We start from the raw sequence: 26,288 nt of genomic DNA, 5'->3' as shown, positions 1-26,288 counted from the left end.
CAAACCCGATAGTCCGGGATTATTCCATCGGTATGATCTCGACGATGTCGAGCAGGGATTCGAAGCGCGGACGAGGCAGTATCAGCCGCCAGCGCCGGTTACCGATGCGCTCCATCACACCCGCCAGATCGCGATTTGCGTCGGTGCCGTAGCGCATCGGACGCTGTTCGTCGCCCAACGCCATGCTGCCGAGGAAGATCGCACGCGGTCGCGGAGCCGAATCTGCCCGCGATTCGCGGTACAGCGTCCCGGACGGACGTTGCGATCCTCCCAGCCGCGTGAACGTCAGGTCCCCGTCTCCCCCCGTGCGTGCTGGCTGTTCGATGCGGCACGAGAACCAGCCATAGGCAATGAAGCGTGACGCGCCCGCTCCAGGCGCCCCGAGCTTGATCGTGCGACATCGATAGGTGCCGATCGGTGGCAACGGATCGGGGAGTGCCCGGTCCGGATCGAACAATTGAGGATCCGCGGCAATCTCACGCTGCGGGATCTGCGCAAGCGCATCCATCCACGCATCGCGCCAGTCGCGCAGCCTTGCGCGGTCGGCAACCGTCGCTGCCGTGCGCCATCCTGCCCCTCGTCCGGTGGGATCGGTTCGCTCGACTTCGGGGGACGGCGCGCTGGCGATCCGTTTTCCGCCCCCGCAGGCGACGAGCAAGACGCATGTCGCCAACGCCCCGATCGCGCGTCGCGCGTCGGCACGGGTACCGCCGACACCTGTCATGCTGCCGTCCAACCGCCGTCCATCGACAGATTTGCGCCGGTCATCGCGCTAGCCTCGTCGCGGCACAGGAAGAGTGCGAGCGCTGCGACCTGCTCCGGCGTGACGAAGGCCTTGGTCGGCTGCGCGGCGAGCAGAATGTCGTTGACGACCTGCTCGCGGGTCATCCCGCGTGCCGCCATCGTGTCCGGAATCTGATCCTCGACCAGCGGCGTCCAGACATAGCCTGGCGAGATACAGTTGACCGTGATGTTATCGGTCGCGGTTTCGAGTGCGATCGTCTTGGTCAGTCCGGCGATGGCATGCTTGGCCATGACATAGGCCGACTTGTTCGGGCTAGCGACCAGCGAATGCGCCGACGCGGTCGAGATGATCCGGCCCCAGCCTCGGCGCCGCATATGCGGAATCGCCGCCCGCATCATATGCCAGGCCGACGCCATGTTGATCGCGATGATCCTATCGAAGGTCGCGACGGGAAAATCCGCAATCCCCGCGACATGCTGGATGCCCGCATTGTTGACGACGATATCGCAATTCCCCGTTTCCGCGACCGCGCGCTCGACCAGTGCGGCGATCTCGTCGGGGCGGGTCATGTCGGCGGCATCGTAAAGCGCAGTCGCGCCGCTGATTGTACTCAGCGCCGCACGCTCCGCCTCGATCGTCGCGGCGTCACCAAAGCCGTTGAGAACGACACAGGCCCCCTCCCCCGCAAGGCCCGCGCATAGGCAAGACCGATCCCCGATGTGGATCCGGTGATGACCGCCGTCCTGCCCGCCAGAAACATTGTCTCGTCCCCCATTTTGACGCGGCCAGAACGCCCCGCCTGCCGTACAACGCTTTGTCATGCCTTCCAAAGGTCGGCAGAATACGATTAGACCCGGCAAGCCAATCGGATGCAACTCCGCATCGTCCCATGCATTTCGTTACCACTCCAGAATGAAAGTCTTAAGACCATGCGGCTCGATGATTTCGACCCCAACATCAACGTCGAGGATCAGGGCCGCGGCGGCGGTTCGGGCGGCGGCGGAGGCGGCGGCCTTCTGTTCGGCCTACTGCCGCTGATCGGCAGCCGTTTCGGGTGCGGCGGCATCGTCGTCGTGTTGATCGTGATGGCGCTGTTCGGCGGCCTCGGCAATATCGGTGGCATGCTGGGTGGCGGCTCGGCGCCCAGCGCACCCTCCGGGCAGATAGCGCAAGGTGGGGCCGGCCGCGGCGGCGAACAGGGTTCCGGCACCAACGCGCAGTCGATCTGCACGCTGAACCCCGAGCGACGCGCCGCGTGCAACGCCTTCAGTTCGGCGCAAAAGACCTGGGCCGCGATCTTCGCGAAAAACGGCGAACAGTTCCAGGCGCCCAAGCTCAGCTTCTTCGACGACAATGGCCGTTCGGGCTGCGGCGCAGCACAGGCGGCAATGGGCCCCTTCTACTGCCCGACCGACAACGGAATCTTCTTGGACACCAGCTTCTTCGACGAGCTGGCCAACCGGTTCGGCGCGCGCGGCGACTTTGCGCAGGACTATGTCATCGCGCATGAATTTGGCCACCACATCCAGAATCTGGTCGGCACGTCGAGCCAGGTTTCACGCGCGCAGCAGCGCGCCGGATCGAGCGAGGGCAATGCGCTGTCCGTTCGCCTGGAGCTGCAAGCTGATTGTTTCGCCGGTGTCTGGGCGGCTGCCAATCGCGACCGTCTCGAGCCTGGTGACATCGAGGAGGGCATGACCGCTGCGCAGGCGATCGGCGACGACACGCTTCAGAAGCAGGCTCAGGGCCGGGTTGTGCCGGACAGCTTCACGCACGGCACCTCGGCGCAGCGTCAGACCTGGCTTCGTCGTGGTCTCGACAGCGGAGACCCGAAGGTGTGCGACACCTTCTCCGGCGCGATCTGATTAACTGCCCCCTCCCGCACTGCCGGGAGGGGGCTAAGTGCTCAGAGCTTGACGAGCATCTTTCCGGTATTTCCACCAGAAAACAGACCGAGGAACGCTTCGGGCATCGCGTCGAGGCCATCATGCACGGTTTCCTGCCGCTGCAACGTGCCCGCCTTCAGCAGGGCGCCCATGTCCGTGTAGAACTCCGCAGCCCGATCCATGAAATCGCTGACGATGAAGCCGCGGATCTGGATACGGTTACCGATCAGCCTTGCGAGATAGCGCAGTTCAGTCGCCGCGCCGCTGTTGTAGACGTCGATCATGCCACAGATCGCGAACCGGGCGTGCAGCTTGGCGTGCGCCAAAGCTGCATCGAGATGTTCGCCACCGACATTATCGAAATACACGTCGATGCCGCCCGACCCGAGCGCGGCCACAGCTTCGCCTAGAGCTTTCACGACCGGCGTACCGGACTTGTAGTCGATCACGGCATCAGCGCCGAGCGACTTGACCCAGGCGCATTTGTCCGCGCCGCCTGCCGAACCGATCACCGTCATGCCCTTCGCCTTGGCGACCTGGACGACGGTCGACCCCACCGCGCCCGCCGCGGCCGAAACGAAGACGGTATCGCCGGACTTGGCAGCTGCAACCTCGAGCAAACCAAAATAGGCGGTCATGCCCGGCATGCCGAGCTGCCCCAAAAACGCCTGCGGATCGACCGCCAGTTCCGGCAGCTTCTGAACTTGGTTTGCCGGCAGCGTCGCTTCGTCGCGCCATCCCGCCATATGCTGGACGAGATCGCCCGCCTTCAGACCCTCGGCCCGGCTTTCCACAACTTCGCCGATCGCACCGCCCTGCATCGGCTTGCCCAGCTCGAACGGCGGGGTGTAACTTTTCACGTCGTTCATGCGACCGCGCATATAGGGATCGACCGAGAGCCAGCGGTTGGCGATGCGCACCTCTCCATCGGCCAGTTCGGACTGTGCAACGTCGATCATCTCAAAGTCGGTATGCTTAGGCATGCCTTGCGGACGCGTCTTCAGGCTCCATGCACGGGACATTCTTCACTCCTGTCGTTGAGGTTTCATGACTCGGGTATGGCGCAGAACGGATCCCCCGCCAAGCGGCAGAGGCACAGATTACGTGCATGTCTGCAGCGAGCCTGCCCGTCAATCGCCCGCGCCCTGATCGAAGTTCCGCCGGCCGTTGCCGGGTGCGCCCGTGCGAGCCACGTTCGGGATGAATGTCCCGTGTTCAAAACATGAGGGAGAGCGCGCGGCGGTGGATTGCATGCCGGCGGCGCCATCGCTAATATCGCAATATCCGGCGTCGCCGGACCGCGCGGGGCCGTAGCTCAGATGGGAGAGCGCTGCAATCGCACTGCAGAGGTCAGGGGTTCGATTCCCCTCGGCTCCACCAGCGCGACCTTTTCGATACTGTCACCGTCTTTGATAAAGCGGCAAGTGAGGGCGTGTCCGGCGCTAACGTGTTCGGTGCCGGAGCGGACGGCGCCGCTGATAGAATCTCTATCCTGGGCGGCGGCAGAATCAGCCCGTCACAGCGCCGTCCGTCCGGTGCAGACCGCAAACGCGGCGCCTTGGTGCCGAACATCCCGCGGACGGTCGCAAGCAGTCGCGCGTTGCGCGGGGTCCACAGACGTCAATCGGCCTGCGCATCTGCCGTTTCGGTCTGACGTTCCCACCGCAGATACGTCAGACGATCGCGCAGCCGCGGCTCGCGTGCATGCTGCTCCAGCGTTGCCAGTTGGACGAGCGACGATGGCCCCAGCCGCCCCACATAGAAGAGGTCGAGCGGCGGCCCCGCCTTACCCATTTCGAGCGCTGTGCGAACATTCCAAGCCGCCGCGACCGCGCCAAGATCCACAACGCTCGCCGTCACCAACGCAGTCACAGCCGCCAGCGCATTGGCGTTGATCAGGCACGCCGCCGACCTATCGGCCAGCAATCGCCAGCCGATCAGCGCCAGGCCCGTTGCCACGAGTCCCATCCATGAAGTGCCGACAGTCGCAGCACCGTCATCCCGTAGGCGTCGACATAATCGAGCGTTCGCAATGCACTCGACGCGACCAGCAGCAGGTTCTGGACGAGCCAGACCGTCACCAGCCGCCGCACCAGCGGAAGCGACGCGGCTGTACTGCCCGGACGGAATGCCAACAACACGAATACGCCGGCGAGCGCTGCCGTTACGATCAACGAATACGTGCCACGGTGCGCATAGTCCGCCATCGTCACGCCCGAGGGCACTCCCGCGCCGCTCGACAGGAACACAATGTCGAGCCCATTCTCAACCGCGAAGATCGTATTGAACGTCACGAGTAAGAGAGTCAGCTGCGCCACCGCCGGCTCGAACACCGTACCGATCGAGCGATCGCCGAAACGCGATGGACCCGTCGTATAAGGACTTGGCCGCAGGCTTGCCCAGATGGTGATCAACACGCAGAGGCCGAACAGCGTGCGCCAGATCGTCGCCCACGGATCCGGCAGCACGATTTGCGAAAACGCCCAGCCGATCAGCGGGTTGGCGTTCGCGAACAGCCCAAGGAACGTCGCGCCGCCTACCAAAGGCAACGCGGCGACGGCCCCGATAGCGCGGAAGCGCTGGAGGGCAGTCCTCGACGCTGGCGGACTATCGACACCCGCGCCGCATCCTTCAGCGGCGCAATGGCGGCGGATATCGCGTGCCAGCCGAGCCTGCGCGCCCAGGCGAGCGCATCGTCGAACCCGTGCCGCGGCAGGAGTGCGGCAAGCGAGACAGCCGTCCAGAACAGAACCCAGCCGAGGAAGCTTGGATCGTCGATGAGTACCACCGCCAATCCGGCGCCGGAAAGCAACACCAGTCGCGCCGATCCGTCTTTCCAGATCCCCCGTCGCGTCAGGAACAGGGCGGTAATCCAGGCCAAAGCGAACCCACCAACCACCGCGCCATTGCCGTCGTCGATCGGTATCTCCGCCAGGAAAGGCAGCGCCGATTTTGGCCATCAGTCTTCCATGACGACTCATCTTCGCGCTCCCCGACTGTCGAGGTTCTGCTTTGCAGCGGTCCCGTGAGCGTCAGATCGCAATGTCCGCGTACGATCCGTTCACTTGTCGTACAGATCTTGTGCAGATGATGAATCCAAACCCGGGCGGTGTCCTCAGCGCGCGTTGCGAAAGTCTTGGCGCAGGGCTAGCCTCCGTTCGGGGAGCATCGACACATGGAGTTCAAAATCCGGATCGGCCGGCGTTTCGTAACGAAGCGTTGTCGTCTGTCCGCTACCAGTTCGCCGATGTACAAGCAGCGCCCTCAACATTGCTACGGCTTATGTTCGCGATCTTCCTGACGACCGCTTACGCGCCGTTTGCGATCGCGTTCGTTATAATGTTCGGGATCGGGCTGATCGAGGCGATCGGCCTTGGGCTCGGCCATCTTGATCTCGACGCGGACGTTTATGCCGAAACCGATAGTGGCGTGCTCGATTGGCTCGGGTTCGGTCACGAACTGCCGATCCTGATCTGGCTGACGTCATTACTCGGCTGCTTCACGCTCACCGGGATAGCCATTCAGCAAGGTGCGACCGCGTTGACCGGCGGCCCACTGCACTGGGGTCTCGCCTCGGGTGGTGCGCTGGTCGCTGGCAGCCTGCTCAACACCCTCGCCGCAAACGGGCTTGCCCGGATCATGCCCGGCTTCGAAACCAGCGTGATCTCCACTGACGACTTTCTCCGCCGCCGCGGCACCATCCTCGAAGGCACCGCCCGCCGCGGATCGCCGGCCCGTGCAAAGATCGTCGATCAGCATGGTCAGGCGCACTTCATCATGGTCGAGCCGCACGACGACGCCGACGTGATCGCCACCGGCGAGACCGCCCTGATCGTCCGCCGCGACGGCAAACTCTTCTACGCGCTGCCCGACGCCAACGCGCTCCTGCAGTCGATCTGATCACAATCATAACCGGGGGAGGGTTTCATGCCCGCACAGCTTCTGAACGTCCTTATCTACGCCGGTATCGTGCTGTTCGCGCTTGTCGTGATCGGCATCATTCTGACTCGGCTCTACCGGCGCGCGACCAAGGATGTTGCGCTGATCCGCACCGGTTTCGGCGGCGAAAAAAGTCGTGCTCAACGGCGGCATCATGGTGATCCCGGTGCTTCATGAGTTGATGCAGGTCCGCCTGACGACGGTGAAGCTGGAGGTCTCGCGCCTTAACAAGGACGCGCTGATCACGCTCGACAAGCTGCGCGTCGACGTCGTCGGGCTGTTCCACATCAAGGTGAAGCCCGACGCGGAATCGATCGCCGCCGCGGCGCAGACGCTTGGCGATTCGGTCAACAGCCCCGACGCGGTGAAGTCGCTGCTCGACGGCAAGCTCGTGTCCGCGCTGCGATCGGTGGCCGCGACGATGACGATGGAGCACCTCCACGCCAACCGCGCCGACTTCATCCAGAAGGTGCAGGAGGCGCTGATGACCGACCTGGACATGAACGGGTTCCAGCTCGAGTCCGTTAGCATCACGCACTTCGACCAGACCGCGTTCGAGCATTTCAACGAGAACAACGCGTTCGACGCCGAGGGGCTGACCGTGCTCACGCGGACGATCGAGGAGCGCAAGAAGATCCGCAACGACATCGTCGCGACCAACCGCGTCGAGATCGAGCAGCGCAACCTCGACGCCAACAACCAGTCGCTCGAGATCGCGCAGGCCGCCGAACAGGCGCGCCTGATACAGGAGCAGACGCTGTCCGCGCGCCGTGCGGAACAGGCCACCGCGATTGCCACCGCCGAGGCCGAGCAGACCCGCCTCGCCGAGATCGCCCGCATCACCGCGGGCCAGGCGCAGACCGTCGCGCAGACCGAAGCCGACAAGGTGATCCAGACCGCCACGATTGCGCGTGACGGCGCGATCCAGACCGCGACGATCGAGCGCGACAGGACGATCGAGATCGCACGCATCACAACAGCGGTGCAGACCGCGCAGAAGTCGGAAGAGGAATCGACCGCCACCGCTGCAGCCAACGAGGCGCGCGCGCTCGCCGTCCGCGCCGAGGAAAGTGTGGCGACGGCCAAGGCGACCGAGATCGCCAACCGCAACAAGAACGTCGCCGTGATTGCCGCCACCCAGCGCGCGCAGGAAGAAGCCGTTGGCATCACCGTTGCTGCAACGGCCGAAAAGGAAGCCGCGGAAGCTCGTGCGAGCGCCCTGCGTACTGAAGCAACCGCCGAAGCAGATGCAGAGAAGGCGCGCGCGGAAGGGCGCGAGGCGGCCTTCAAGGTCGACGCGGCAGGTCAGGCGTCGTTGAACGAGGCGACCAACTTGCTGAGTGACTCGCAAACCGCACTGCTGATCCGCCGCGCAATGCTAGAAGCGTTGCCCGCGATTATCGCTGCGGCGAGCAAGCCGATGGAGAACATCGACAAGATCAGCATCCTGGATGCGCGGGGCCTGCACGGTGACAGTGGCAGCGATGGCGCCTCCGGGGGCGGCCAAGGCAACCTCGCCGACGCTGCGGTCGCAGCCGCTATGCGCTACCGCGTCGGCGGCCCGCTCATCGATGGCCTGATGGCGGAACTCGGCATGACCGGCAGTTCGTTGAACGGCATGCTCGCCGGGAGCAGCGCGGATGCGGCGCCTGCCCGAGCCTCCTCCAACGATGCCCACAAACATTCCGCTTCACTTAATGGTGGGACGGGCAACCCGCCGGCCTGATCGGAGGCACTCGAAGGCCCAGCCCTTGAAAATCGATCTGCGCTTCGAAGAAGACGGAGCGCAGATCTTCGCCAGAAACGCCCTGAGTGTAAGGACCGGGTCCGCCCCTGCCCTGCGTCCAGGCGCGATCGACGGCCCATTGGCAACATTACCCCATCGGCCTTGCGCTCTACCGCGGGTGCCGTTCGAGACGTGCTGTTCGACCCAGTCTGCAATGACAACGCCAAACTCGCCCGTATCGGACGGATCGTGCGATTCGTCGCGTGGGATGCTGCGATCGGCGCAGGCGTGCGGCGATGGTCTGGACCATTAGGGCAACCTGCGGCATCGCGGCCGTGCCAGGGGGCTGGAGCGTAAACGTGTTCAAGACAATGTGGAAAATGCCGGCAAAACTGCTCCGACGTGGGGTTGCCGAAAGCCCTGTCGACGGCGAGGACGCGGCGCCGGTCGCGGACGAGCAGATCGCTTCGGGCTCGCTAGAGGACATGATAAAGGCGGCGGACGAACTTGCCGCCGAGGATGCCGACGCATTGATCATAGAATGCGTCGGTCGCGACCGGCCCATCACCTGGGCGGAAATTCAAGGAGTGCGCCATGCGACGACCTTCCCGGTCGGCGTGTAGCAGTCGATTGACCCCTTCCTAGCGGCGGAACTTGCCGAGCAGTCGTTCGAGCAGGCTTGGCTGCATCGCGATCAACTGCTGCTGGCGAAACCGGTCACGATCGGCTGCGGCACGCCGGTAAAGGGCGTCAAGCCTGTCCGCACCATAGCGGTCCGACAGGCGTGGCGGAGACTGATCGACGCGGTGAAACGAGGGCTGGTCGCGCTCGGGTCGGTGGGACATAACAGGCATTGATCGGGTTCCGGTGACAGGATGGCAGCCAAAATACACACGCTTTTTACCACCTTTTCAACACGCTTGGTCGTGAGCGGTTCCCGAAAGCGTGCTGAATCGAGGCGTTTTGGCGAAAACCGGCGGAACTTTCCAGCCTTCCACAAGACCCGTTTCCCGGGTCGAGATTCCGGCATTCGGGACCATCGCCAACGTCTGCTGTACAATCACGACGCAGGTCGGGTAGGCGCCGACCATGGGTGAAATCGACAGACTCGTTCCTTCCGGCGTCATCGAACAATGGGTATTCCATCTGCGGCGGCAGCGGGCCCGTGCGGCGGATACCATCTGGTTGATCGATCAAGGTTTCACGCTTCACGATGGCAAGTGCGGCACGCCGACGCACGACGCGACGGCACGCTGGCGCGCCGAGCAGGAAACCGTCATCGCGGAGGTCAGCGATCTTCTCAAACTCTATGACGAGATCAATTTGGGTCGCGACGTCCCGGCGGATGCCGATAGCGACCAAGGCCGTGCCGACAGGCGTTGAGCATTGTCACGGACCTGACCGGCTAGGCAGTTACATAGGAGCGCAGCGATGCGGCAGTCCACGACCCAGATCACGATCGATACCCGCCGGCAGGGGCTGGTCGACATTACCGCCCCGATCCGGCGCTGGGTCGATGCGCAGGCGATGCAATCCGGGTTATTGACGGTGTTTTGTCGCCATACCTCCGCATCGCTGCTCATCCAGGAAAATGCCGCGCCCGAGGTCCGAACGGATATCGAGGCTTATTTCGAGCGCATCGCACCGGAATCAAGTTCGTATCTGCACGACGACGAAGGGCCCGACGACATGCCCGCGCATTTGCGCGCCGCTCTCACGCAGGTACAATTGTCGATCCCAGTGATCGACGCCACGCTCGCGCTCGGCACGTGGCAGGGAATCTACTTGTTCGAGCATCGCCGTCGTCCTCATGGTCGCTCGCTGGCGCTTCATCTGATCGGGGAATGACCCTGCGGCGCGGACGACGGCCTATGACCGCGCCACGCGGTTTATTCATCCAGCGTCATGGACCCGTGGACCAATCCCGTTCATCAACCGTTCCACCACTGAAGGCTAATGTAAGGCGTTTCGCCGCATTCGCCGCGAACGGAGACGACAATCATGTTCATCATGCCTGGTCGCAAGGTCCTGCTGGCAGCTCTCGCCACGAGCACGTTGCTGGTCGCGGGTTGTGCGACCGAAACCACCTACCGCCCGGCCACTGGCCAGGGGTTCAACCGTACCGGCTATAGCGATCGCCGGATCGAGGATAACCGCTTCCTCGTCAGCTTCGCGGGAAACAGCGTCACCTCGCGCGACACCGTCGAACGCTATCTCTTCTTCCGCGCGGCGGAACTCACGCTCCAGCAGGGATATGACTATTTCCTGATGGCGGACCGAGACACCAATCTTCAGTCGCGCACCTATTCGACTCCCGGAATTGGCGGTGGGTTTGGTTATGGCGGTTTTGGCGGCTATTGGGGCCCGTCGTGGCGCTATCGCGGCCGCGGCTTCGGCTGGCGGAGTTGGGATCCCTATATCGGTGGCGGCTTCGGTGGCTTTGGCGGCGGCGGTTTCGGCGGCCCATGGGGCAACGACTTCGACGTCCGCACGATCGACCGCTACGAAGCGACGGCCGAGATCGTGATGCGCAAGGGGCCGATCCCGCGCGACAACATCCGTGCGTTCAATGCCAAGCAGGTCGTCGACAATATCGGGCCGAGCGTCATCCTGCCGAAGTAAGCGGCGTCGCGGCCGCACCGCCGCAACCACGCACACAAGCAAAAGCCGGACCGTCCCCCTGGGACGGCCCGGGCTTTTTATTGCCTGCTATGCTGCCATCGGGGCACGGTCGCCAAACGGCCGACCCGAGACAGCAGCGTTCAGACCGCGCCGTGGCACTGCTTGTATTTGCGCCCCGACCCGCACGGGCATGGCGCGTTGCGGCTGACCACGCCTTCCCAGTTCGCCGGATCCTCGCCGATATCCGCGGCCTGGGGCTGTGGGATCTGCTTCGGCGGGAGCTGCGAGGTAATGTGCCCCATGGTCCCCGCGTCGCGATCGTAGGAATTGTCCTCGCCGGTGAACGGATCAAAGTGTGTCGTGATGAAATCGGGCAGCTCGGGCAGGCCGACCGGCGCCTGGATCTGGAACTGCGCATGCGCGATCGTCTTGGTCACGTCCTCGCGGATCGTCTCGAGCATCCGCTGGAATAGCGAGAACGCCTCCTGCTTATACTCGTTGATCGGCGTCTTCTGCGCATAGGCGCGCAGATGGACGACCTGGCGCAGCGCGTCGAGCGTCGCCAGATGCTCCTTCCAGTGATGGTCGAGATTCTGCAGCAGGATCGACTTCTCGACCGACGTCCACGTCTCAGTGTCGAGGTCTGCGGATTTCGTCGCGATCGCCTCGTCCGCCATTGCACGGATGCGTTCCTCGACGATCTCGGGATCGATCGCCTCTTCGAGCAGCCACGCCTCGATCTGCGGCTCGAGGTTGAGCACCTCGGCAAGCCGCGTCTTCATCCCCGCAATGTCCCACTGTTCCGGATAGGAATTGGGCGGGCACGCTTCACCGACGATGACGTTGACCGTCTCCGCACGCATGTCCGTCACCACGTCGCGACGGTGTCGGCATCCATGATGTCCGCGCGCTGCTCGTAGATGACCTTGCGCTGCTCGTTCATCACGTCGTCATATTCGACGACCTGCTTGCGGATGTCGTAGTTGCGCGCCTCGACCTTCTTCTGCGCGGTCTCGATCGCCTTCGACAGCCACTTGCTCCCGATCGCCTCGCCATCCTCGATATTGTTGCGCATCATCTTGGCGAACAGCGTGTCCGGCCCGAAGATCCGCAGCAGATCGTCGTCGAGGCTCAGATAGAAGCGCGACAGGCCGGGATCGCCCTGACGACCCGAGCGCCCGCGCAGCTGGTTGTCGATGCGCCGGCTCTCGTGGCGCTCGGTACCGAGCACGAACAGGCCGCCCGCGGCGAGCACCGCCTGCTTCTCGGCCTCGATCTCGGTCTCGATCCGCGCCGCCTCGGCGGCATATTCGGGCGTGCCCTCGACCAGATCGGGATGCTCGTCGAGCATGCGGAATTCGAGATTGCCGCCCAGTTTGATGTCGGTGCCGCGGCCCGCCATGTTGGTCGCGATCGTCACGGCGGACTTGCGTCCGGCCTGCGCGACGATGTGCGCCTCCATCTCGTGGAAGCGCGCGTTCAGCACCTTGTGCTCGACCGCCTCGCCGACGAGGAACTCGCTCAGCAGCTCGGACTTCTCGATCGATACCGTGCCGACGAGCACGGGCTGGCCGAGATCGGCGTGATGCTTGATCTTCTTGGCGATCGCCGCGAACTTGTCCTTGGTGTCCTTGTAGAACTCGTCTTCCTCGTCGACGCGCTTGACCGTGACGTTGGTCGGGATGCTGACGACGTTGATCTTGTAGATGTCGTAGAACTCGGCCGCCTCGGTCGCCGCCGTACCGGTCATGCCGCCGATCTTGGGGTACATGCGGAAATAGTTCTGGAACGTGATCGAGGCCATCGTCTGGTTCTCGGGCTCGATCTGGACGCCTTCCTTGGCCTCGACCGCCTGGTGAAGGCCGTCCGACCAGCGCCGGCCGTCCATCATGCGACCGGTGAACTCGTCGATGATGATGACCTTACCGTCCTTGACGATGTAATCGATGTCCGACTTGAACATCACGATCGCGCGCAGCGCCTGATTGAGGTGGTGGACGACCTGCGTGTTCTCGAAATCGTATAGGTTGGCGCCTTCGAGCAGCCCTGCCGCCTCGAGCATCCGCTCGACCTTCTCGGTGCCGTCCTCGGTGAGGATGATCGTCTTCTGCTTTTCGTCCTTGTCATAGTCACCGGGGACGAGCTGCTTCACGACCGCATCGACCTGGATATACAGCTCGGATTTGTCGTCGGTCGGCCCCGAGATGATCAGCGGCGTACGCGCTTCGTCGATCAGGACCGAATCGACCTCGTCGACCACCGCGAAGTTGAAGCGGCGCTGCACCATCGAACTGCGCTCGTACTTCATGTTGTCGCGCAGATAGTCGAAGCCGAACTCGTTGTTCGTTCCGTAGGTGATGTCGGCGGCATAGGCGGCGCGACGCTCCTCGTCCGACAGGTTCGGCACGATCACGCCGATCGTCATGCCAAGGAAGGTATAGACCTGCCCCATCCACTCCGCGTCGCGCGCGGCGAGATAGTCGTTGACCGTGACGACGTGGACGCCGTCGCCCGGCAGCGCGTTCAAATAGGTCGCGAGCGTCGCGACGAGCGTCTTGCCCTCGCCGGTACGCATCTCGGCGATCTCGCCGCGGTGAAGGACGATGCCGCCGACCATCTGCACGTCGTAATGCCGCTGGCCAAGCACGCGCTTGGCCGCCTCGCGCACCGTGGCAAATGCCTCTGGAAGCAAGTCGTCGAGCTTCTCGCCGTAAGCGAGTCGGGCACGGAACTTCGCGGTCTGCCCGGACAATTCCTCGTCCGACATCGCGACGAGCGAAGGCTCGAACGAGGCGATCTTCGCGAGGATCGGGTTGAGCGACTTGACGTAGCGGTCGTTGGACGACCCGAACAGCGATTTGGCAAAGCCACCGAACATGGGCTGATTTCCTGATTATAGGGCGCGACGGCACGCGGAGGCACGCACGCGCAAAGAGGAGAAGTGGCCCGCAGGCCGAGAGATCAGGCGCGCGGCGCTATTCGCGCCGACGGTCTACCCAGATAGGGGCCGTGATGATCGCGACGACGGGCAGCGTCGCCGAGGTGGCAACGTCGTCGAGCGAGGCGAGCGCGGCGACCGGTCGTACCGCGACCTTTGCCACCGCCACCGCCGCGGTCTGCGCGCAAATGCTGCCCTGCGCCACTGCCTGTGCGGACTGCCCACGCACACCCGGCACCGCGCCGGTCAGCGCGGACAGGAGGGCAGAAAGGAGAAGCAGCAGGTTCATGCGAGACCGGCTGTATGCGAGCTTGCGCGTAAAATCTACCATTCGTCGGACGGAAGCACCCGGCGAACGCGCGGACGCTCGATCCGTAAGGGGACGGCGTGGTGCGTAGGAACGACGACCCTGACGGACGCTCGTCGACCGTCGACGCGCGCAGATGTCATGCGATAGCCCCCAACCGCACGGGACACCGGTCGACGGGCGGCTGTCAGACGCGACCCGCGATCTTGCGGGCCGGACCGCAGCGACTATGAAGGCCGGATGCAGATCTCGCCGCTCGCCTTGCCCTTCCCCGCCGCCCCTTTGATCGACGGGGTCGTGCCGCATGTCGCGCGTGCCGGCTACAAGGCCTGGGACCGGTGCGACCTGACGTTCGTGACGCTCGATCCGGGGACGGTCGTTGCGGGCGTCCTTACGCAGAGCAAATGTCCGTCGCCCGAGGTCGAGTGGTGCCGTGCGGCGCTGACGCTTGGGCAGGCGCGCGCGCTGGTCGTCAATGCGGGCAATTCGAACGCCTTTACTGGTGCGCGTGGCCGTGCAGCGGTCGAGGCGATCGCCGCACGCACGGCAGCGCATCTTGGCTGTCAGCCTTCGGACGTGTTCGTCGCCTCGACTGGCGTGATCGGTGTGCCGTTGCCGATCGACAAGGCCGAAGCAGGACTCGACGCCGCGTTCGCCGCCGCACCGTGCGGCTGGGAGGACGCCGCCGCGACGATCATGACCACCGATACATTTACCAAGGGCGCGGTGACGACCGCGGTGATCGGCGATCGGACCGTCACTTTGATCGGCATCATCAAGGGTTCGGGGATGATCGCGCCGGACATGGCGACGATGCTCGGCTTCATCTTCACGGATGCCGCGGTCGAGCCCGCGTTTCTCCAGGCCGCACTGTCCAAGGCCAATGCGCCGAGCTTCTCGTGCATCACCGTCGACAGCGACACCTCGACCAGCGACACGGTCCTCGCATTCGCGACGGGCAAGGCGGGCAACGCCCCGCTCAGCGACGACGACAGCATCGGCGCCGACGCGTTCCGCGCGGCGCTGGCCGATCTGTGCCATCAGCTCGCCCTGCTCGTTGTCCGCGACGGCGAAGGCGCGCAGAAGCTGATCGAGATCCAGGTGACCGGTGCGGACAGCGACCGCAGCGCCCACCGCATCGCAATGAGCATCGCCAACTCGCCTTTGGTCAAGACGGCGGTCGCCGGCGAGGACGCCAATTGGGGTCGTGTCGTGATGGCCGTCGGCAAGGCGGGAGAGCCTGCCGACCGCGACACATTGTCGATCCGGTTCGGCAATACGCAAGTGGCTGAGGGCGGGCTCGCGCTCAGCGGCTATGACGAGGCGCCCGTTGCGGATCATCTGAAGGGGCAGGACATCGAGATCGGCGTCGATCTAGCGCTGGGCGACGGTGCGGCCACGGTGTGGACCTGCGACCTGACGCACGGCTATATCTCGATCAACGCCGACTATCGAAGCTGAGCTCACCTCTAGCCGCCACCTCCAAAAAAGGCTGAGGTGGCGGTAGCGGCGCGTACCGTCTTAGGCGAGTTCGCCCTCGAGCCACGCCTTGAGCTGACCCTTGGGAGCCGCACCGACCTTTGTCGCTGCCGGGGCGCCGCCCTTGAACAGGATCATCGTCGGGATTCCGCGCACGCCATACTGACCCGGCGCATCGGGGTTCTCATCGATGTTGAGCTTGGCGATCGTCACCTTCTCGCCCAGTTCCTCGGACAGCTCCTCGAGGCTCGGCCCGATCATCTTGCACGGCCCGCACCATTCGGCCCAGAAATCGACGAGCACGGGGCCGTCGGCGTTCAGCACGTCGGCATTGAAGCTCGCATCGGTGATCTGCTTGGTCGCCACTGAAATATCTCCTTCGTTATACCGTAATCTAGGGTTCGGCTGCACGCGTCTCAACCGTCGACAGCCTAGCTTTGCTCCGTCATCGCATAGCGCGGCTTGTGCCTGTCGAGCATATCGGCCGATATCTCGATCAATCGGGGTGCCGCGGTGTACAGCAACGCCGCCTCGATCGTCCGCCCCGGAAAGATCACCCGCAACGCCGCCGCATAGGCCGCCATCTGCTTGAGATGATAGTCCGGCACCTCGTCGAGCCCGCGCGGCGCACGCCGCCCGGTCTTGAAGTCGATCACCCGGATGGTCTCCGCGCCGATCAGCAGCCGGTCGACCGTTCCAGACACCACGATGCCGTCCGCCAGCGTGGCCGCGATCGGCGCTTCGGCAAGCGAGTCGATACCGAACAGGTCTGCGAAGCGCGGATCCTCGATCACGCCGATCGCGCTTGCTGCGATTTCCGCTCGCGCGGCGGGATCGAGAACGCCACCGGCCTGGCCGAGCCAGCGATCCGCCGCCGCCGCCCGCGAACCGCCGTCGACAGCGGGAAGGCGCTCGAGCAGCTTGTGGATCAACGCGCCGCGTTCGGCCGCAAGCCGCATCTCCGGAGTCGGCGGCGGGTCGGACACCGCATCCTCGCCGAGCGCGGACGGTGACAACGGGCGCGACGGTCGTGATTCCTTCGGTGCCGCGTGCCGGGCCCAGTTGGGTATCGTCTGGGACGGCACGGCCACGTCGTTAGCAGCGGGCTTGACCGGTACCGGAGACTCCGTCCCGTCGCCGACGAAGACCCGCTCGCCCTCCGCGTCCGGCACGCCCAACGCCGTCAGTGCACGATCCGCAGCGCCATACCAGCTCGTCACCGGCGCAACGCCCTGCGCCCGCGTACCGAGCGCGCCCGCGATGACCAGACGTTCCTCGGCGCGGGTCGCCGCGACATAGAACAGCCGCCAATGCTCCTCCAGTTCGCGCCGCTCGGCTGCCGTCACCACCGCATCGAGGGGGCCACCCCGCTCGCTGCTGCGCGGACGGAACACCGGCAACGGGGCGACCATGTCCTCGGGAGTCCATTTCAGGATCGATCGCGGTGCGGCGGCGGGGTCGGCGGTCGCATCGGCGAGGATGACCAAGGGTGCCTGCAGGCCCTTGGCGCCGTGCGCGGTCATCACGCGCACCGCATCGAGCGGCGCCGACGGATCGCGGACGATGTCGACATCGCCGCGATCGAACCAGTCGAGGAAGCGCTGCAGCGACGGTGTCGTATTGCTCTCGAACGTCAGTGCAGCGTTGAGCAGTTCCTCGATCGGATCGCGCGCTTCGGTCCCCAGTCGCAGGATCAGCTTGCGCCGTCCGTCGAGCGGCCCGGACAGGAGCTCCTCCAGAAACTGATATGGCGTTGCGATGTCCGCACGTGCGAGCATCGCGAGCAGCGGCGCGAGGCGCTCGGCGGACTGCGTCCGCTGAAGATGCCGCCACAACGGGCCGGCCTCACGTGGCGCCGCCGCCATCAGTTCGTCCTGCGTCCAGCCGATCAGCGGCGAGACGAGCAGCGATGCCAGGCTCAGATCGTCTTCCGGCTGCAACACGAAGCGGATCGTCGCGAGAAGATCCTGGACCGCGAGCGGCGCGTTCAGACGCAGCCGATCGACGCCCGCGACGGGCACGCCCTCGGCATAGAGCCGCGCGACGATCAGCGACGCGAGGTCGCCGCGCCGCTTCACGAGGATCATCACATCCTCAGGGCGCAGCCGTCGCCCCTTGCTCTCGAGCATCAGCCCGTCGGGCGCGAGCCAGCGTCGGACCGCCTTGGCGATATCGCCCGCAAGCTTGCGGACCGCATCCTCGACCCAGCCCTCCTCGTCGTCCTCGCTTCCCCCTGCGATGACCGGTGGCCATAGCGTCACGCTGCCCGGGCCCTTGACCTCGCTGGCATGGACCTCGAGCTCGCCGATCGCGCCAAGCCCCGGCTCGCCCGCCGCAGCGACTGCGGCATCGACGAACGCGAGGATCGGCCGGGTCGACCGGAAGGAGTGTGTCAGCGACAGCCGCTCAAGCGGCAGGCCCCGCTCCGCCTCCGGCCATTCGTCGTCACCCGCAACCTCGAGCGCGCGCCGCCCGAAATGCAGCTCTGCGGCGGCGAAGTTGAACGGGTCGGTTCCCTGGAAGCCGAAGATCGCCTGCTTCCAGTCGCCGACCGTGAACAGCGTGCGCGTCGAAGGGGCATAGATGCCGCGCCCGACAAAGAATTCGTCGGCCAGCGCCCGCACGATCCGCCACTGGTCGGCATTGGTGTCCTGCGCCTCGTCGATCAGGACATGCTCGGTCGCCTGATCGAGCTTGTAGCGGACCCATTCGCCGATGCCGGGCTGGTCGAGCAACGCCACGGTCGTCGCGATCAGATCGTCGAAATCGACCCCGCCGACACGCCGTTTCGCGAGTGCATAGGCACGCGCATAGTCGCGCCCGACCTCCAGCCCGTCGGCGAGAAGATCGGCATAGGCCACGCGCTGGATCATCGATGCAATATCCGCACAGGCCGCGCCGACATCCTGTGCCAGGATCTCATAGTCAGGTTCGAGATCGATCAGCTTCTTCTGTGCCTTGCGCGGCTCGCCCTTGGCCGTCAGCACGACGCCTGCGAGATCGGGGAGCATTGCCGCACGGTCCGGCGACGCGAGCCACGTCTCGACCACCGCCGCCTGCTTCAGCCCTGTCGCGGTTCCCCACGCCCGGTTGGCTGCGCCGATCCGCGTGATGGCGTCGATATCCAGCGCCTCGCACCAGTCCGCGACCGCCTCGTCGATATCGCCCGCGGGTAGTTCGAGCGTCCGACGCAACCAGGGCCGGATACCCGACGGCAACGCCTCGAGCGCGGGCAACGCGCGGGCGCAGGCCATCAGGAACCCCTCGGCACCGCCCTCCCCCATCCGCAGCGACAAGCGACCGACGATCTCGACGGGACGTTCCCGCCCCTCACGCTCGCGTCCGCGAGCATCCCCGCCAGCGCCTCGCGTGCAAGCCCGGCTTCCTCGCGCGCCTCCAAGGGGCGAAAACCGGGGGTCAGCCCAGCTTCGACCGGAAACGCCGCCAGCAGGCCCTGACAGAAACCGTGGATCGTCTGGATCCGCAGCCCGCCCCCCGGCGCGTCGAGCACCTTGGCAAACAGCGTCCGTGCACGATCCTGCAACGCCTGGTCCGGGACCTCCCCCAGGGCGATCAGATCGGCACCCAGCGCGGGACCGGGCATCCGCACCCATGCGGCAAGACGCCCGTTGATCCGCTGTGCCATTTCGGCGGCGCCCGCCTTGGTGAAGGTCAGGCACAGGATCGCGCCCGGATCGACACCGCGCAGCAAGAGCCGAAAGACGCGCGCCGCGAGGACCTGGGTCTTGCCGGTTCCCGCCGATGCGGACAGCCAGACATGAGCGCTGGGGTCACTCGCCGCCGCCTGCGCGCCCTTGAGACGGGGCAATGTGCGAAGCTCGCCGCTATTCACGACCATACCATTCATCGCGGCGCATCAGCTGGTCATACTCGGCATAGGGGGCGTATTCCGGCACGAGCTTGGCGGTGAAGGCGGCGCTGCCGGTCAGCCAGTTTCCCGCGACCTCGGTGAAATTGTGCGCCGCCGTCGCGGTGAATTCTGCGGTCGGGATCTTGTCGCGTTTGCCCTCGGGATCGACCGGACTCTCGACATAGCCAAACGCATCGCGCTTCTTGCCAAGCGACCAATATTCGAACGCACCCGCCTTGCCCGCGACATCGGCAAACCCGCCGCGCTCGGCGATCAGCCCCAGCAACCCCAGCTGCAGGCTATAGCCGGCGCGCACCGCGGTCGCCGAGGGCGGCTTGCCGGTCTTGTAGTCGATGATCGCCAGCTCGCCGCCGGGCAGCCGGTCGACACGGTCGTACCGTCCGCGCAGCGTCACCCCCGCAATCGCGATCTCGCCCTTGCCTTCCGCGCTGGCGACGACCCGGCCATCGACGGCCTGCGCCGCGATCGTACCCGCGATCCAGTCGATCGCCTCGAGCAGCCGCGGCTGCCAGAGCGCGCGCATCATCGGGTGTGTCCGCTCGTCGCGCAGCATCGCCTCGGCCCGCGGCCGCAATGCATCGATCGCGCAGGCGTCGTGCTTCCACCATTGTTCGAGAATGTCGTGGACCGCGGTGCCGCGCCACGCCGCGCTCGGATCCGCATCGACCGGGTCGAGCGGCATCAGTCCGAGCACCCGGCGCGCGTAGAAGGCATAGGGGTCGGCCTTCAACCGGTCGACCTCGGTCACCGAAATCAGCCTTGGCCGCAGCGCGGCGATCGGCGACGGTGCCGGACGGTCGGAGGGCCGGTGCGCCCGCGGATCGTCGAGATCGCGTGTCCACGCCTCCAGCGCCTCGGCGCGCTCGAACCTGTCCCCCGCAAGTGCCTGCAACCGCAGCCAAAGTCGCGACGCCAACGCCGGCGATTTGGCGTCGCGGCGCGCACGTGTGACGATCGCCCGCGGCGCGCCGAGCGCCTGAGCGAAATCATGCGCCGACGTCCCTACCTGCCGCTCGAGGCCCGGCAGCCCTAGCTCGGCGCGTATCCGCGGCGCGAGCCACGGATCTGGCGCGGGACGACCCGGCCACATGCCTTCGTTCAGCCCGCCCAGAACCATCAGGTCTGCGGTCTGCAATCGCGCCTCGAGCAGGCCGTAGATCGCCAGACGCGGATGCGCGCCCTGCAATGGCCGCACCGCAACCTCGTCGAGCAAGTTCCGCAAGAGCTGCGCAAGTTCGCCCGGATCGACGAGTGGCGGACCAGCATCGGCTTCGATTTCGAGATCCGCAAGGCATTGCGCTGCGGCACGCCCTGCGGGGCCGGCCCAGAGTTCATCGCCGCACAGCGCCGCGGCCGTCTCGCGAACGATCGCCAGCAACGGGCCGAGCGGCTGGGCGCCGCGTTCGAAAACCGTGGCGATCGGCGTGAGCAGCGCTTGCGCCTCGGGCCACCAGCGCTTCGCCGTTCCGGCACGCAGATGCGCATCGACAGCATCGAGCCCCGCGGCGGGCCGCGGTCCGCGCAACGCGCGATCGAGCGCGCGAACGCCGTCGAGCCACGCCAGCCGGGTATCGCCACTGCGGACCAGCGGGTGCTTCAGCAACGCCAGCAACGCGAGCGGCGCGAAACGCTGTGCCGCAGCCTCGACCAGCGCGAGGATGAGGGTCCCGGGCGGGAGGATCGACAAGGGCCGGCCCGCGCTGTCGTCGATCAGGATCTGCCAGCGCCCAAGATGCGCCGCGACACGCCGCGCCAGAGCGCGATCGGGCGTAACGAGCGCGGCTGTCCGTCCCGGCTCCTCCAGCACGCCGCGCAAGGCCAGCGCGATCGCCTGCGCCTCTTCGGCGGGCGTTGCCAGTTCGGCGACCGTCACCCCCTTCAGGCGGCGATCCTCTGCCCCCAGCCGGGTCCACTTTCCCGTGAAGTCGGCGGGGGCCAGTGCATTGGCGATAGCGCGGCTTCGGGTCGTGTCGGCGTCATGGCCACCGCCCTCGCGCCAGGTCGCAACCTCGGCGCGCCCGACGCCCATGCGTTCGAGCAGGAGCTTTAGATGAAATTGCGGATGCGTTTCGATCGACCGCCGCGTCAGCCCGGTATCCGGGTTTCGCGGGTGGGGTCCCAGCGCATCCCACTCCTCGTCGGGCAGGTGCAGATCGAGATCCGCGAACACCACCATGCCGCCTGGCAGGTCTGCGACGCAACGCAGGCGCGCGCGACCGACGGCGCGGAGTCGGTGACGCCCGCAGCGCAGACCAGCCCGGCCGGCGGCGTCGCACGCCACCGCACCACCAATCTGTCGAGCAGCGCGGCGCGCCGAGTCGCCGCGTCGATCCGCCCCAGGCGGGCCAGCTCGCCCGGCCATCGCTGCAACACGACGTCGAACGTCGACAATGCGCGCTGCCAGTGTTCGGTCAGTTCGGGACCGAGTTCGATCTCGTGCAGGCGCGTCGGCGCGACCTCCTCGACGAGCAGCTGGTCGAGCGTCTTGGCGAGTTCGCCGGCAAGTCGGACCGCCTCGGCCGCATCGATCGGATGCCCCCCACGCCGGCGTTCTTCCGACACCAGCCGCGCAAGGATCATCCGCCGCTGATAGGGCGGCACTGCTGGCAGCGGCGGATCGACATCGTCCGCAGGATCGAGCGCCGCGCCGACCGCTTCGCCCAGCCCAGTGTCGCCCAGCGCGATCATCCGCGGCAACACCAGCCCCCCGCCGCTCGCCCGCACGAACGCATCGGTCACCGCCCGGATCGCGCGGTTGTTCGGCAACAGGATCAGCGCGCGGGCGAGCGCCAGCGGATCCTGCCCTGCCCGCCGGAGCAAACCCGCGACCAGCGCGTCGGCAAAGGCGCGATGGGCGGGGATGGTGTAGAGGGTTGGCCCCGTCCGTTCAGCCACCGGCCAGGATCGCCTCGGTCTTCGGAATTGCGCCGGGCGTGCCAACGTCGAACCACAGGCCCTGATGGACCTGGCCAAATGCACGACCCGCGGCGATCGCACGGTCCCAGAACAGGTTCGTCGAAAACGGTCCCTCGGGCCAATCCGCGATGACGCGCGGGTGGAGAATCTGGATGCCCGTAAAGGCGAAGGGTGCGACCCGCCCCGGCTTGCGTCGTCCGGTGATCCGCCCGTCCGCTGCCAGATGGAAGTCGCCGGGACCGCCATGATTGTGCGCGCGGGCGAGCGGAACCATCAGCAGCAGCGCATCCATCGTCGCATCGTCCCAGCGCGACGCAAGCAGGCGGATCGCGTCGACCGGTCCGTCAATCCAGAGATTGTCGCTGTTGACCACCAGAACCGGCGCATCGCCGAGCAGGGTACGTGCCTGAACCAGCCCGCCGCCCGTCTCCATCAACCGGCGACGCTCGTCCGAAATCACGACCTCGATATCGGGGTAACGATCGGTGACATGCGCCTGCAACGTATCCGCCAGATAGTGAACATTGACCACCGCGCGGGCGATCCCGGCACGCTGCAGCCGATCGAAGACATGGTCGATCAGCGCCTTGCCGGCCACTTCGACCAGCGGCTTGGGGCGCGTCGCGGTCAACGGCCGCATCCGTTTGCCGAGCCCGGCCGCCATCACCATCGCCGTCTCGGGCACCGTCCCGCGCGGGATCGGACGGATCATCCGCTGGCCGCTCATGCCGCCAACGCCAGCGGGTCGCCGCGCAATGCTGCCGGCACATTGGCATCGAACCAGGCCGCGACCGGTGCCATCACCGGCTGGGCCAGGTCACGCTCGAGATACGTCCAGACCCGGGGACACAAGGTCGGGTAGCGCAGCTTGCCGTCGCGCTTCCACAGCCGCGTGAAGATGCCGAGGATCTTGGCGTTCCGCTGCGCGCCGAGCACGTGATAGGCGTCGAGAAACTCGTCACCGACGCCCGTCGCTTCGCGGTAGCGCGCGAGCATCGCTGCCTCGACCACCGGATCGACGTCGCGGCGGGCATCCTGCAACAGCGACACGAGGTCATAGGCCGGGTGCCCGGCGAGCGCATCCTGGAAGTCGAGCAGGCCGAGCGCTCCGTCCGGCGCGAGCAGCATCAGGTTCTCCGCATGATAATCGCGCAGGACGGTGACGGGGTCGGTCGCGATCCCGTGATCGAACACGGCGTCCCATGCCGCATCCCAGCCCGCCCGGTCCGGGACGATCCCGAGGGCCGGGCAATACCAGTCGACGAACAGCGCGGCCTCGCGCGCCAGGACGGCACGATCATAGGGTGCGAATGGTCCGGCCGGGTGCGAGTGAAGACGGCCGAGCAGGTCGATCGCGGGCGCGTAGAGCGCCATGCCCTTGTCGGACGATGCGTCGATCGCCTCGCGCAACCGATCATCGCCGAAATCCTCGATCAGCACGAGCCCCTGCGTCAGGTCGCTCGCGAGGATCGCAGGCGCCCGGAACGTCCGCTCGACCAGCCACTGTGCGACCGCGATGAACGGGCGCGGGTCTTCATGTGGCGGCGGCGCGTCCATCAGGATCGCGTGGCGTGTCCCGGCGACGACGCGGAAATAGCGACGGAACGAGGCATCCCCCGCAACCGGCAGGAGCGTCGCCCCCGCCCAGCCATGCGCGTCGAGAAATGCGGCGGCGCCCGCCGGGGGTGTCATATCGGCCATCGCCGCGTCCAACCCTCCGGCACTCCGGCTGTCAAGCCGCGCGTGCCGTCCGGTTCGATCGTGAGGTCGAGCCGAAGCGCGTCCGGCCAATAGTCCGGCCCCGCCCGCTCTGGCCATTCGACGATCAGAACGGAATCATAACGCGCGTCGTCAAGCGCGAGCTCGACGATCTCGTCCGGATCGTCGATCCGGTACAGATCGACGTGGAGCACCGGCAGACGCACCTCGGGTGGTGCATAGGGCTGGACGATCGCGAAACTCGGCGATGGCGCCTCGCCGACCAGACCGAGCGCGGCCAGCAGCCCGCGTGCCAGGCTCGTCTTCCCCGCGCCGAGCGTCCCCGTCAGCGCAATCACGTCACCCGCCTTGACGTGCGCTGCCAGTTTCGCGCCGAACGCCTCGGTCGCGGCGGGATCCTCTAACCGCAGCACGGTCATGCGACCGAACCCGGGCAGCGTGCGTGTCCCTTCAAAGCGATGATCATCTCCGCGGTAGTTCGACCGTGATCAGCGTGCCGTTTCCGGGTTCGGATACGAGATCGATCGTGCCGTTATGCGCCTCGACGAACTGCTTGGCGAGCGGCAGGCCGAGCCCCAGCGCACGATCGCCGATCGTCTTGGATTCGGCGAACCGGTCGAACGCATGCGCGACGCCTTCCGCGCTCATCCCCGCGCCGTCATCCGACACGACGATCCGCGCATGCGTTGCATTGCCGTCGGCGTGCAGGAGAATCCGCCCCCCCTCGGGCGTACCGGCGACCGCGTGACGCAGCAGATGCTCGACGATCTCACGCAGTCGCTTGGGATCGCCGCAGATACGCCCGGTCGAGCGCCCGATCTCGATCGCGAAGTCCAGCTTGCGACGCCGCGCGGTCGCCTGGATCGAGCCTGCCGCGGCGCGGGCGACCACCGCCAGCTCGACATCGGTGCGCACCATCTCGGTGCTCTCGCTCTCGGTCCGGGTCAGGTCGAGCACGTCGTCGACCAGCAGCCCGAGCCGCTCGACCGATTCGAGAATGGCCTCGAGATACCCCCCGGCCTGTTCGCTCATCGGCCCGGCATAGCCACCGTGCAGCATCTCGGCGAAACCACTGATCGACGTCAGCGGCGTCTTGAGCTCATAGCTCATGTTCGCGACGAACGCCGTCTTCACCTTGTCCGCCGCCTCGAGCGCGTTCGCGCGTTCGCGCAAGGCCTGCTCCGCACGCCGGCTGTCGGTGATGTCGAGCATCGTGAACAGCGCGTTGCCGTCGGGCAGCGGGACGCCCGCGAATTCGAAATGCCGGCCGTCGGCAAAGGCCACGCGGCCCCCGCGCTGCTGCCGTCCGGCGGTCGCCGATCGCACGAGATCGGGGATCAGCGCCGACCGGTTGGGCGTCATCAACTTGCCCGCGGCCGCATCGGCAAAGACGTCGACACGCGGATGACCCGCAAGGAATTCCTCTTCGAGGCCCCACAGCACCCTGAATCGGTTATTCCACAATTGCAGCCGGCCGTCGGCGGCGAACACGCCGAGCGCCTCGAACAGGTTGTCGAAGGTGGCGGTACGGACGCGCAGCAGCGTGTCGCGCGCGCTGGCGAGCTGGACATGCTCGGTGCGGTCCTCGAAGATCAGCAACAGCCCGCCATCGGGCAAGGGCTGGGCGACAACGCGCAAATGCGTACCGCCGCGCAGGTGCCAGATCTCCTCGCTCGCGCCGCCGTTCGGCATGGTCCCGGTCTGCATGAACCATGCGCGACGCTCGGCCTTCCATGCCGGAAAGTCGCGGACCTCCGGGAGCCTGTCCGCTTCGCGCATCCGTTCGAGCACGCGGTCGAATTCGGGACGGTCGGCGAGCCACTCCGCCCGCATCGCGAACATGCGCCGGAACGGCTGGTTGCAGAAGACCAGGCCGCGGTCGCCACCGAACTGCGCGACCCCCGCCGACAACCGGTCGAGCATCGCCCGCTGCGCCTCGGCAAAGCGCTTGGCGCCCGAGCGCGCCTGCTCGAGATCCTCGATGTCGATCGCAAAGCCCGCCACCCCGCCGGTCGCAGCGGCACGCATAGATCTGGAGCGACCGACGGGCCCCGTCGATCGTCGCGGGCAGGACCTGCTGGTGCGGCCGCCCCTGCTCGCGCGCGGCGGCGGCACCGCG

The 26,288-nt window shown here is 66.2% G+C and carries 18 protein-coding genes, 1 tRNA gene and 6 pseudogenes; 9 read left to right on the top strand and 16 right to left on the bottom strand.

Annotated features, from left to right (window positions below):
• Window positions 1–19: 19 nt before the first annotated feature.
• Both NI18_RS04500 and NI18_RS04495 read right to left on the bottom strand, forming a co-directional pair.
• Complete coding sequence (locus NI18_RS04500; protein ID WP_084215044.1) at window positions 20–724, bottom strand: DUF4893 domain-containing protein; 705 nt, start codon at window positions 722–724, stop codon at window positions 20–22.
• A pseudogene (locus NI18_RS04495) lies at window positions 721–1,505 on the bottom strand (3-hydroxybutyrate dehydrogenase). The gene NI18_RS04500 and the pseudogene NI18_RS04495 overlap by 4 nt, the downstream one beginning before the upstream one ends.
• A gap of 169 nt (window positions 1,506–1,674) precedes the next feature.
• On the opposite strand from NI18_RS04495, the gene NI18_RS04490 reads away from it, so the two are divergent.
• Window positions 1,675–2,610, top strand: coding sequence for a neutral zinc metallopeptidase (locus NI18_RS04490; RefSeq protein WP_037528455.1), 936 nt, complete (start codon window positions 1,675–1,677; stop codon window positions 2,608–2,610).
• 41 nt (window positions 2,611–2,651) lie between these two features.
• On the opposite strand, the gene NI18_RS04485 is transcribed toward NI18_RS04490, so the two are convergent.
• Complete coding sequence (locus NI18_RS04485; RefSeq protein WP_084215041.1) at window positions 2,652–3,653, bottom strand: NADP-dependent oxidoreductase; 1,002 nt, start codon at window positions 3,651–3,653, stop codon at window positions 2,652–2,654.
• A gap of 282 nt (window positions 3,654–3,935) precedes the next feature.
• Here NI18_RS04485 and NI18_RS04480 point away from each other — a divergent pair.
• Window positions 3,936–4,011, top strand: a tRNA-Ala gene (locus NI18_RS04480).
• Between the two features lie 240 nt (window positions 4,012–4,251).
• Here NI18_RS04480 and NI18_RS27810 read toward each other — a convergent pair.
• Genes NI18_RS27810 through NI18_RS24955 form a run of 3 tightly spaced genes read right to left on the bottom strand, consistent with a single transcriptional unit; the run spans window position 4,252 to window position 5,530 of the window.
• Window positions 4,252–4,590, bottom strand: a complete 339-nt coding sequence (locus NI18_RS27810; protein ID WP_157840489.1) for a hypothetical protein — start codon at window positions 4,588–4,590, stop codon at window positions 4,252–4,254.
• Window positions 4,569–5,180, bottom strand: coding sequence for a DUF4153 domain-containing protein (locus NI18_RS27805; protein ID WP_192008933.1), 612 nt, complete (start codon window positions 5,178–5,180; stop codon window positions 4,569–4,571). Before NI18_RS27805 ends, NI18_RS27810 begins: the two co-directional genes overlap by 22 nt.
• Window positions 5,168–5,530, bottom strand: coding sequence for a hypothetical protein (locus NI18_RS24955; protein ID WP_031439036.1), 363 nt, complete (start codon window positions 5,528–5,530; stop codon window positions 5,168–5,170). The genes NI18_RS27805 and NI18_RS24955 overlap by 13 nt, the downstream gene beginning before the upstream one ends.
• A gap of 383 nt (window positions 5,531–5,913) precedes the next feature.
• Here NI18_RS24955 and NI18_RS04470 point away from each other — a divergent pair, with 383 nt between their 5' ends.
• From NI18_RS04470 to NI18_RS04460, 3 genes and pseudogenes are all read left to right on the top strand, one after another.
• Window positions 5,914–6,531 carry an OB-fold-containig protein gene (locus NI18_RS04470; RefSeq protein ID WP_037528451.1) on the top strand — a complete coding sequence of 206 codons (618 nt, stop codon included), beginning with the start codon at window positions 5,914–5,916 and terminating at the stop codon, window positions 6,529–6,531.
• Window positions 6,532–6,558: 27 nt separating this feature from the next.
• Window positions 6,559–8,296 (top strand): annotated as a pseudogene (locus NI18_RS04465) (flotillin domain-containing protein).
• Window positions 8,297–8,592: 296 nt separating this feature from the next.
• On the top strand, window positions 8,593–8,919 hold the full coding sequence (locus tag NI18_RS04460; protein ID WP_037528449.1) for a hypothetical protein: 327 nt from the start codon (window positions 8,593–8,595) through the stop codon (window positions 8,917–8,919).
• Window positions 8,920–8,937: 18 nt separating this feature from the next.
• Here the strand turns inward: NI18_RS04460 and NI18_RS04455 are convergent, their stop codons facing one another.
• Window positions 8,938–9,141: a hypothetical protein gene (locus NI18_RS04455; protein WP_031439040.1), complete on the bottom strand. Its 204-nt coding sequence runs from the start codon at window positions 9,139–9,141 to the stop codon at window positions 8,938–8,940.
• Window positions 9,142–9,385: 244 nt separating this feature from the next.
• Between NI18_RS04455 and NI18_RS04450 the strand changes: the two genes are divergently transcribed.
• The 3 genes from NI18_RS04450 to NI18_RS04440 all read left to right on the top strand — a co-directional run bounded on the left by NI18_RS04450 (window position 9,386) and on the right by NI18_RS04440 (window position 10,918).
• The gene (locus NI18_RS04450; protein ID WP_042466279.1) at window positions 9,386–9,679 is read left to right on the top strand and encodes a hypothetical protein; all 294 of its coding nucleotides are present in this window, start codon (window positions 9,386–9,388) and stop codon (window positions 9,677–9,679) included.
• Between the two features lie 48 nt (window positions 9,680–9,727).
• Window positions 9,728–10,144, top strand: coding sequence for a secondary thiamine-phosphate synthase enzyme YjbQ (locus NI18_RS04445; RefSeq protein ID WP_031439041.1), 417 nt, complete (start codon window positions 9,728–9,730; stop codon window positions 10,142–10,144).
• Window positions 10,145–10,297: 153 nt separating this feature from the next.
• Window positions 10,298–10,918, top strand: coding sequence for a hypothetical protein (locus NI18_RS04440; RefSeq protein ID WP_183937588.1), 621 nt, complete (start codon window positions 10,298–10,300; stop codon window positions 10,916–10,918).
• A 140-nt stretch (window positions 10,919–11,058) separates the two neighbouring features.
• Here the strand turns inward: NI18_RS04440 and secA are convergent.
• Both secA and NI18_RS04430 read right to left on the bottom strand, forming a co-directional pair.
• A pseudogene (gene secA / locus NI18_RS04435) lies at window positions 11,059–13,796 on the bottom strand (preprotein translocase subunit SecA).
• Window positions 13,797–13,893: 97 nt separating this feature from the next.
• A complete protein-coding gene (locus tag NI18_RS04430) occupies window positions 13,894–14,145 on the bottom strand; it encodes a hypothetical protein (protein ID WP_037528446.1) in 252 nt (83 codons plus the stop codon).
• A 258-nt stretch (window positions 14,146–14,403) separates the two neighbouring features.
• On the opposite strand from NI18_RS04430, the gene argJ reads away from it, so the two are divergent.
• Window positions 14,404–15,624 carry a bifunctional glutamate N-acetyltransferase/amino-acid acetyltransferase ArgJ gene (argJ, locus tag NI18_RS04425; RefSeq protein WP_037528444.1) on the top strand — a complete coding sequence of 407 codons (1,221 nt, stop codon included), beginning with the start codon at window positions 14,404–14,406 and terminating at the stop codon, window positions 15,622–15,624.
• Window positions 15,625–15,684: 60 nt separating this feature from the next.
• On the opposite strand, the gene trxA is transcribed toward argJ, so the two are convergent.
• The 7 genes and pseudogenes from trxA to NI18_RS04390 form a co-directional block, all read right to left on the bottom strand.
• Entirely contained in the window at window positions 15,685–16,008 is a 324-nt protein-coding gene (gene trxA, locus NI18_RS04420) for a thioredoxin TrxA (RefSeq protein WP_031393340.1), read from the bottom strand.
• Window positions 16,009–16,073: 65 nt separating this feature from the next.
• Window positions 16,074–19,501, bottom strand: a pseudogene (gene addA, locus NI18_RS04415) (double-strand break repair helicase AddA).
• Window positions 19,488–22,429: pseudogene (addB, locus tag NI18_RS04410) on the bottom strand (double-strand break repair protein AddB). The pseudogenes addA and addB overlap by 14 nt, the downstream one beginning before the upstream one ends.
• Complete coding sequence (locus tag NI18_RS04405; protein WP_031439047.1) at window positions 22,422–23,177, bottom strand: nucleotidyltransferase family protein; 756 nt, start codon at window positions 23,175–23,177, stop codon at window positions 22,422–22,424. Before NI18_RS04405 ends, addB begins: the two are co-directional and overlap by 8 nt.
• Window positions 23,174–24,142, bottom strand: a complete 969-nt coding sequence (locus NI18_RS04400; protein ID WP_031439048.1) for a phosphotransferase — start codon at window positions 24,140–24,142, stop codon at window positions 23,174–23,176. The genes NI18_RS04405 and NI18_RS04400 overlap by 4 nt, the downstream gene beginning before the upstream one ends.
• Entirely contained in the window at window positions 24,139–24,588 is a 450-nt protein-coding gene (gene tsaE / locus NI18_RS04395) for a tRNA (adenosine(37)-N6)-threonylcarbamoyltransferase complex ATPase subunit type 1 TsaE (protein ID WP_052148991.1), read from the bottom strand. The genes NI18_RS04400 and tsaE overlap by 4 nt, the downstream gene beginning before the upstream one ends.
• A gap of 43 nt (window positions 24,589–24,631) precedes the next feature.
• Window positions 24,632–26,288, bottom strand: a pseudogene (locus tag NI18_RS04390) (PAS-domain containing protein); the annotation flags it as partial.

Source organism: Sphingomonas sp. Ant20 (assembly GCF_000783375.1).
GTDB classification, from domain to species: domain Bacteria; phylum Pseudomonadota; class Alphaproteobacteria; order Sphingomonadales; family Sphingomonadaceae; genus Sphingomonas; species Sphingomonas aerolata.
The sequence above is the reverse complement of the archived record's forward strand: the minus strand, read 5'-3'. Positions and strand labels throughout refer to the sequence as shown.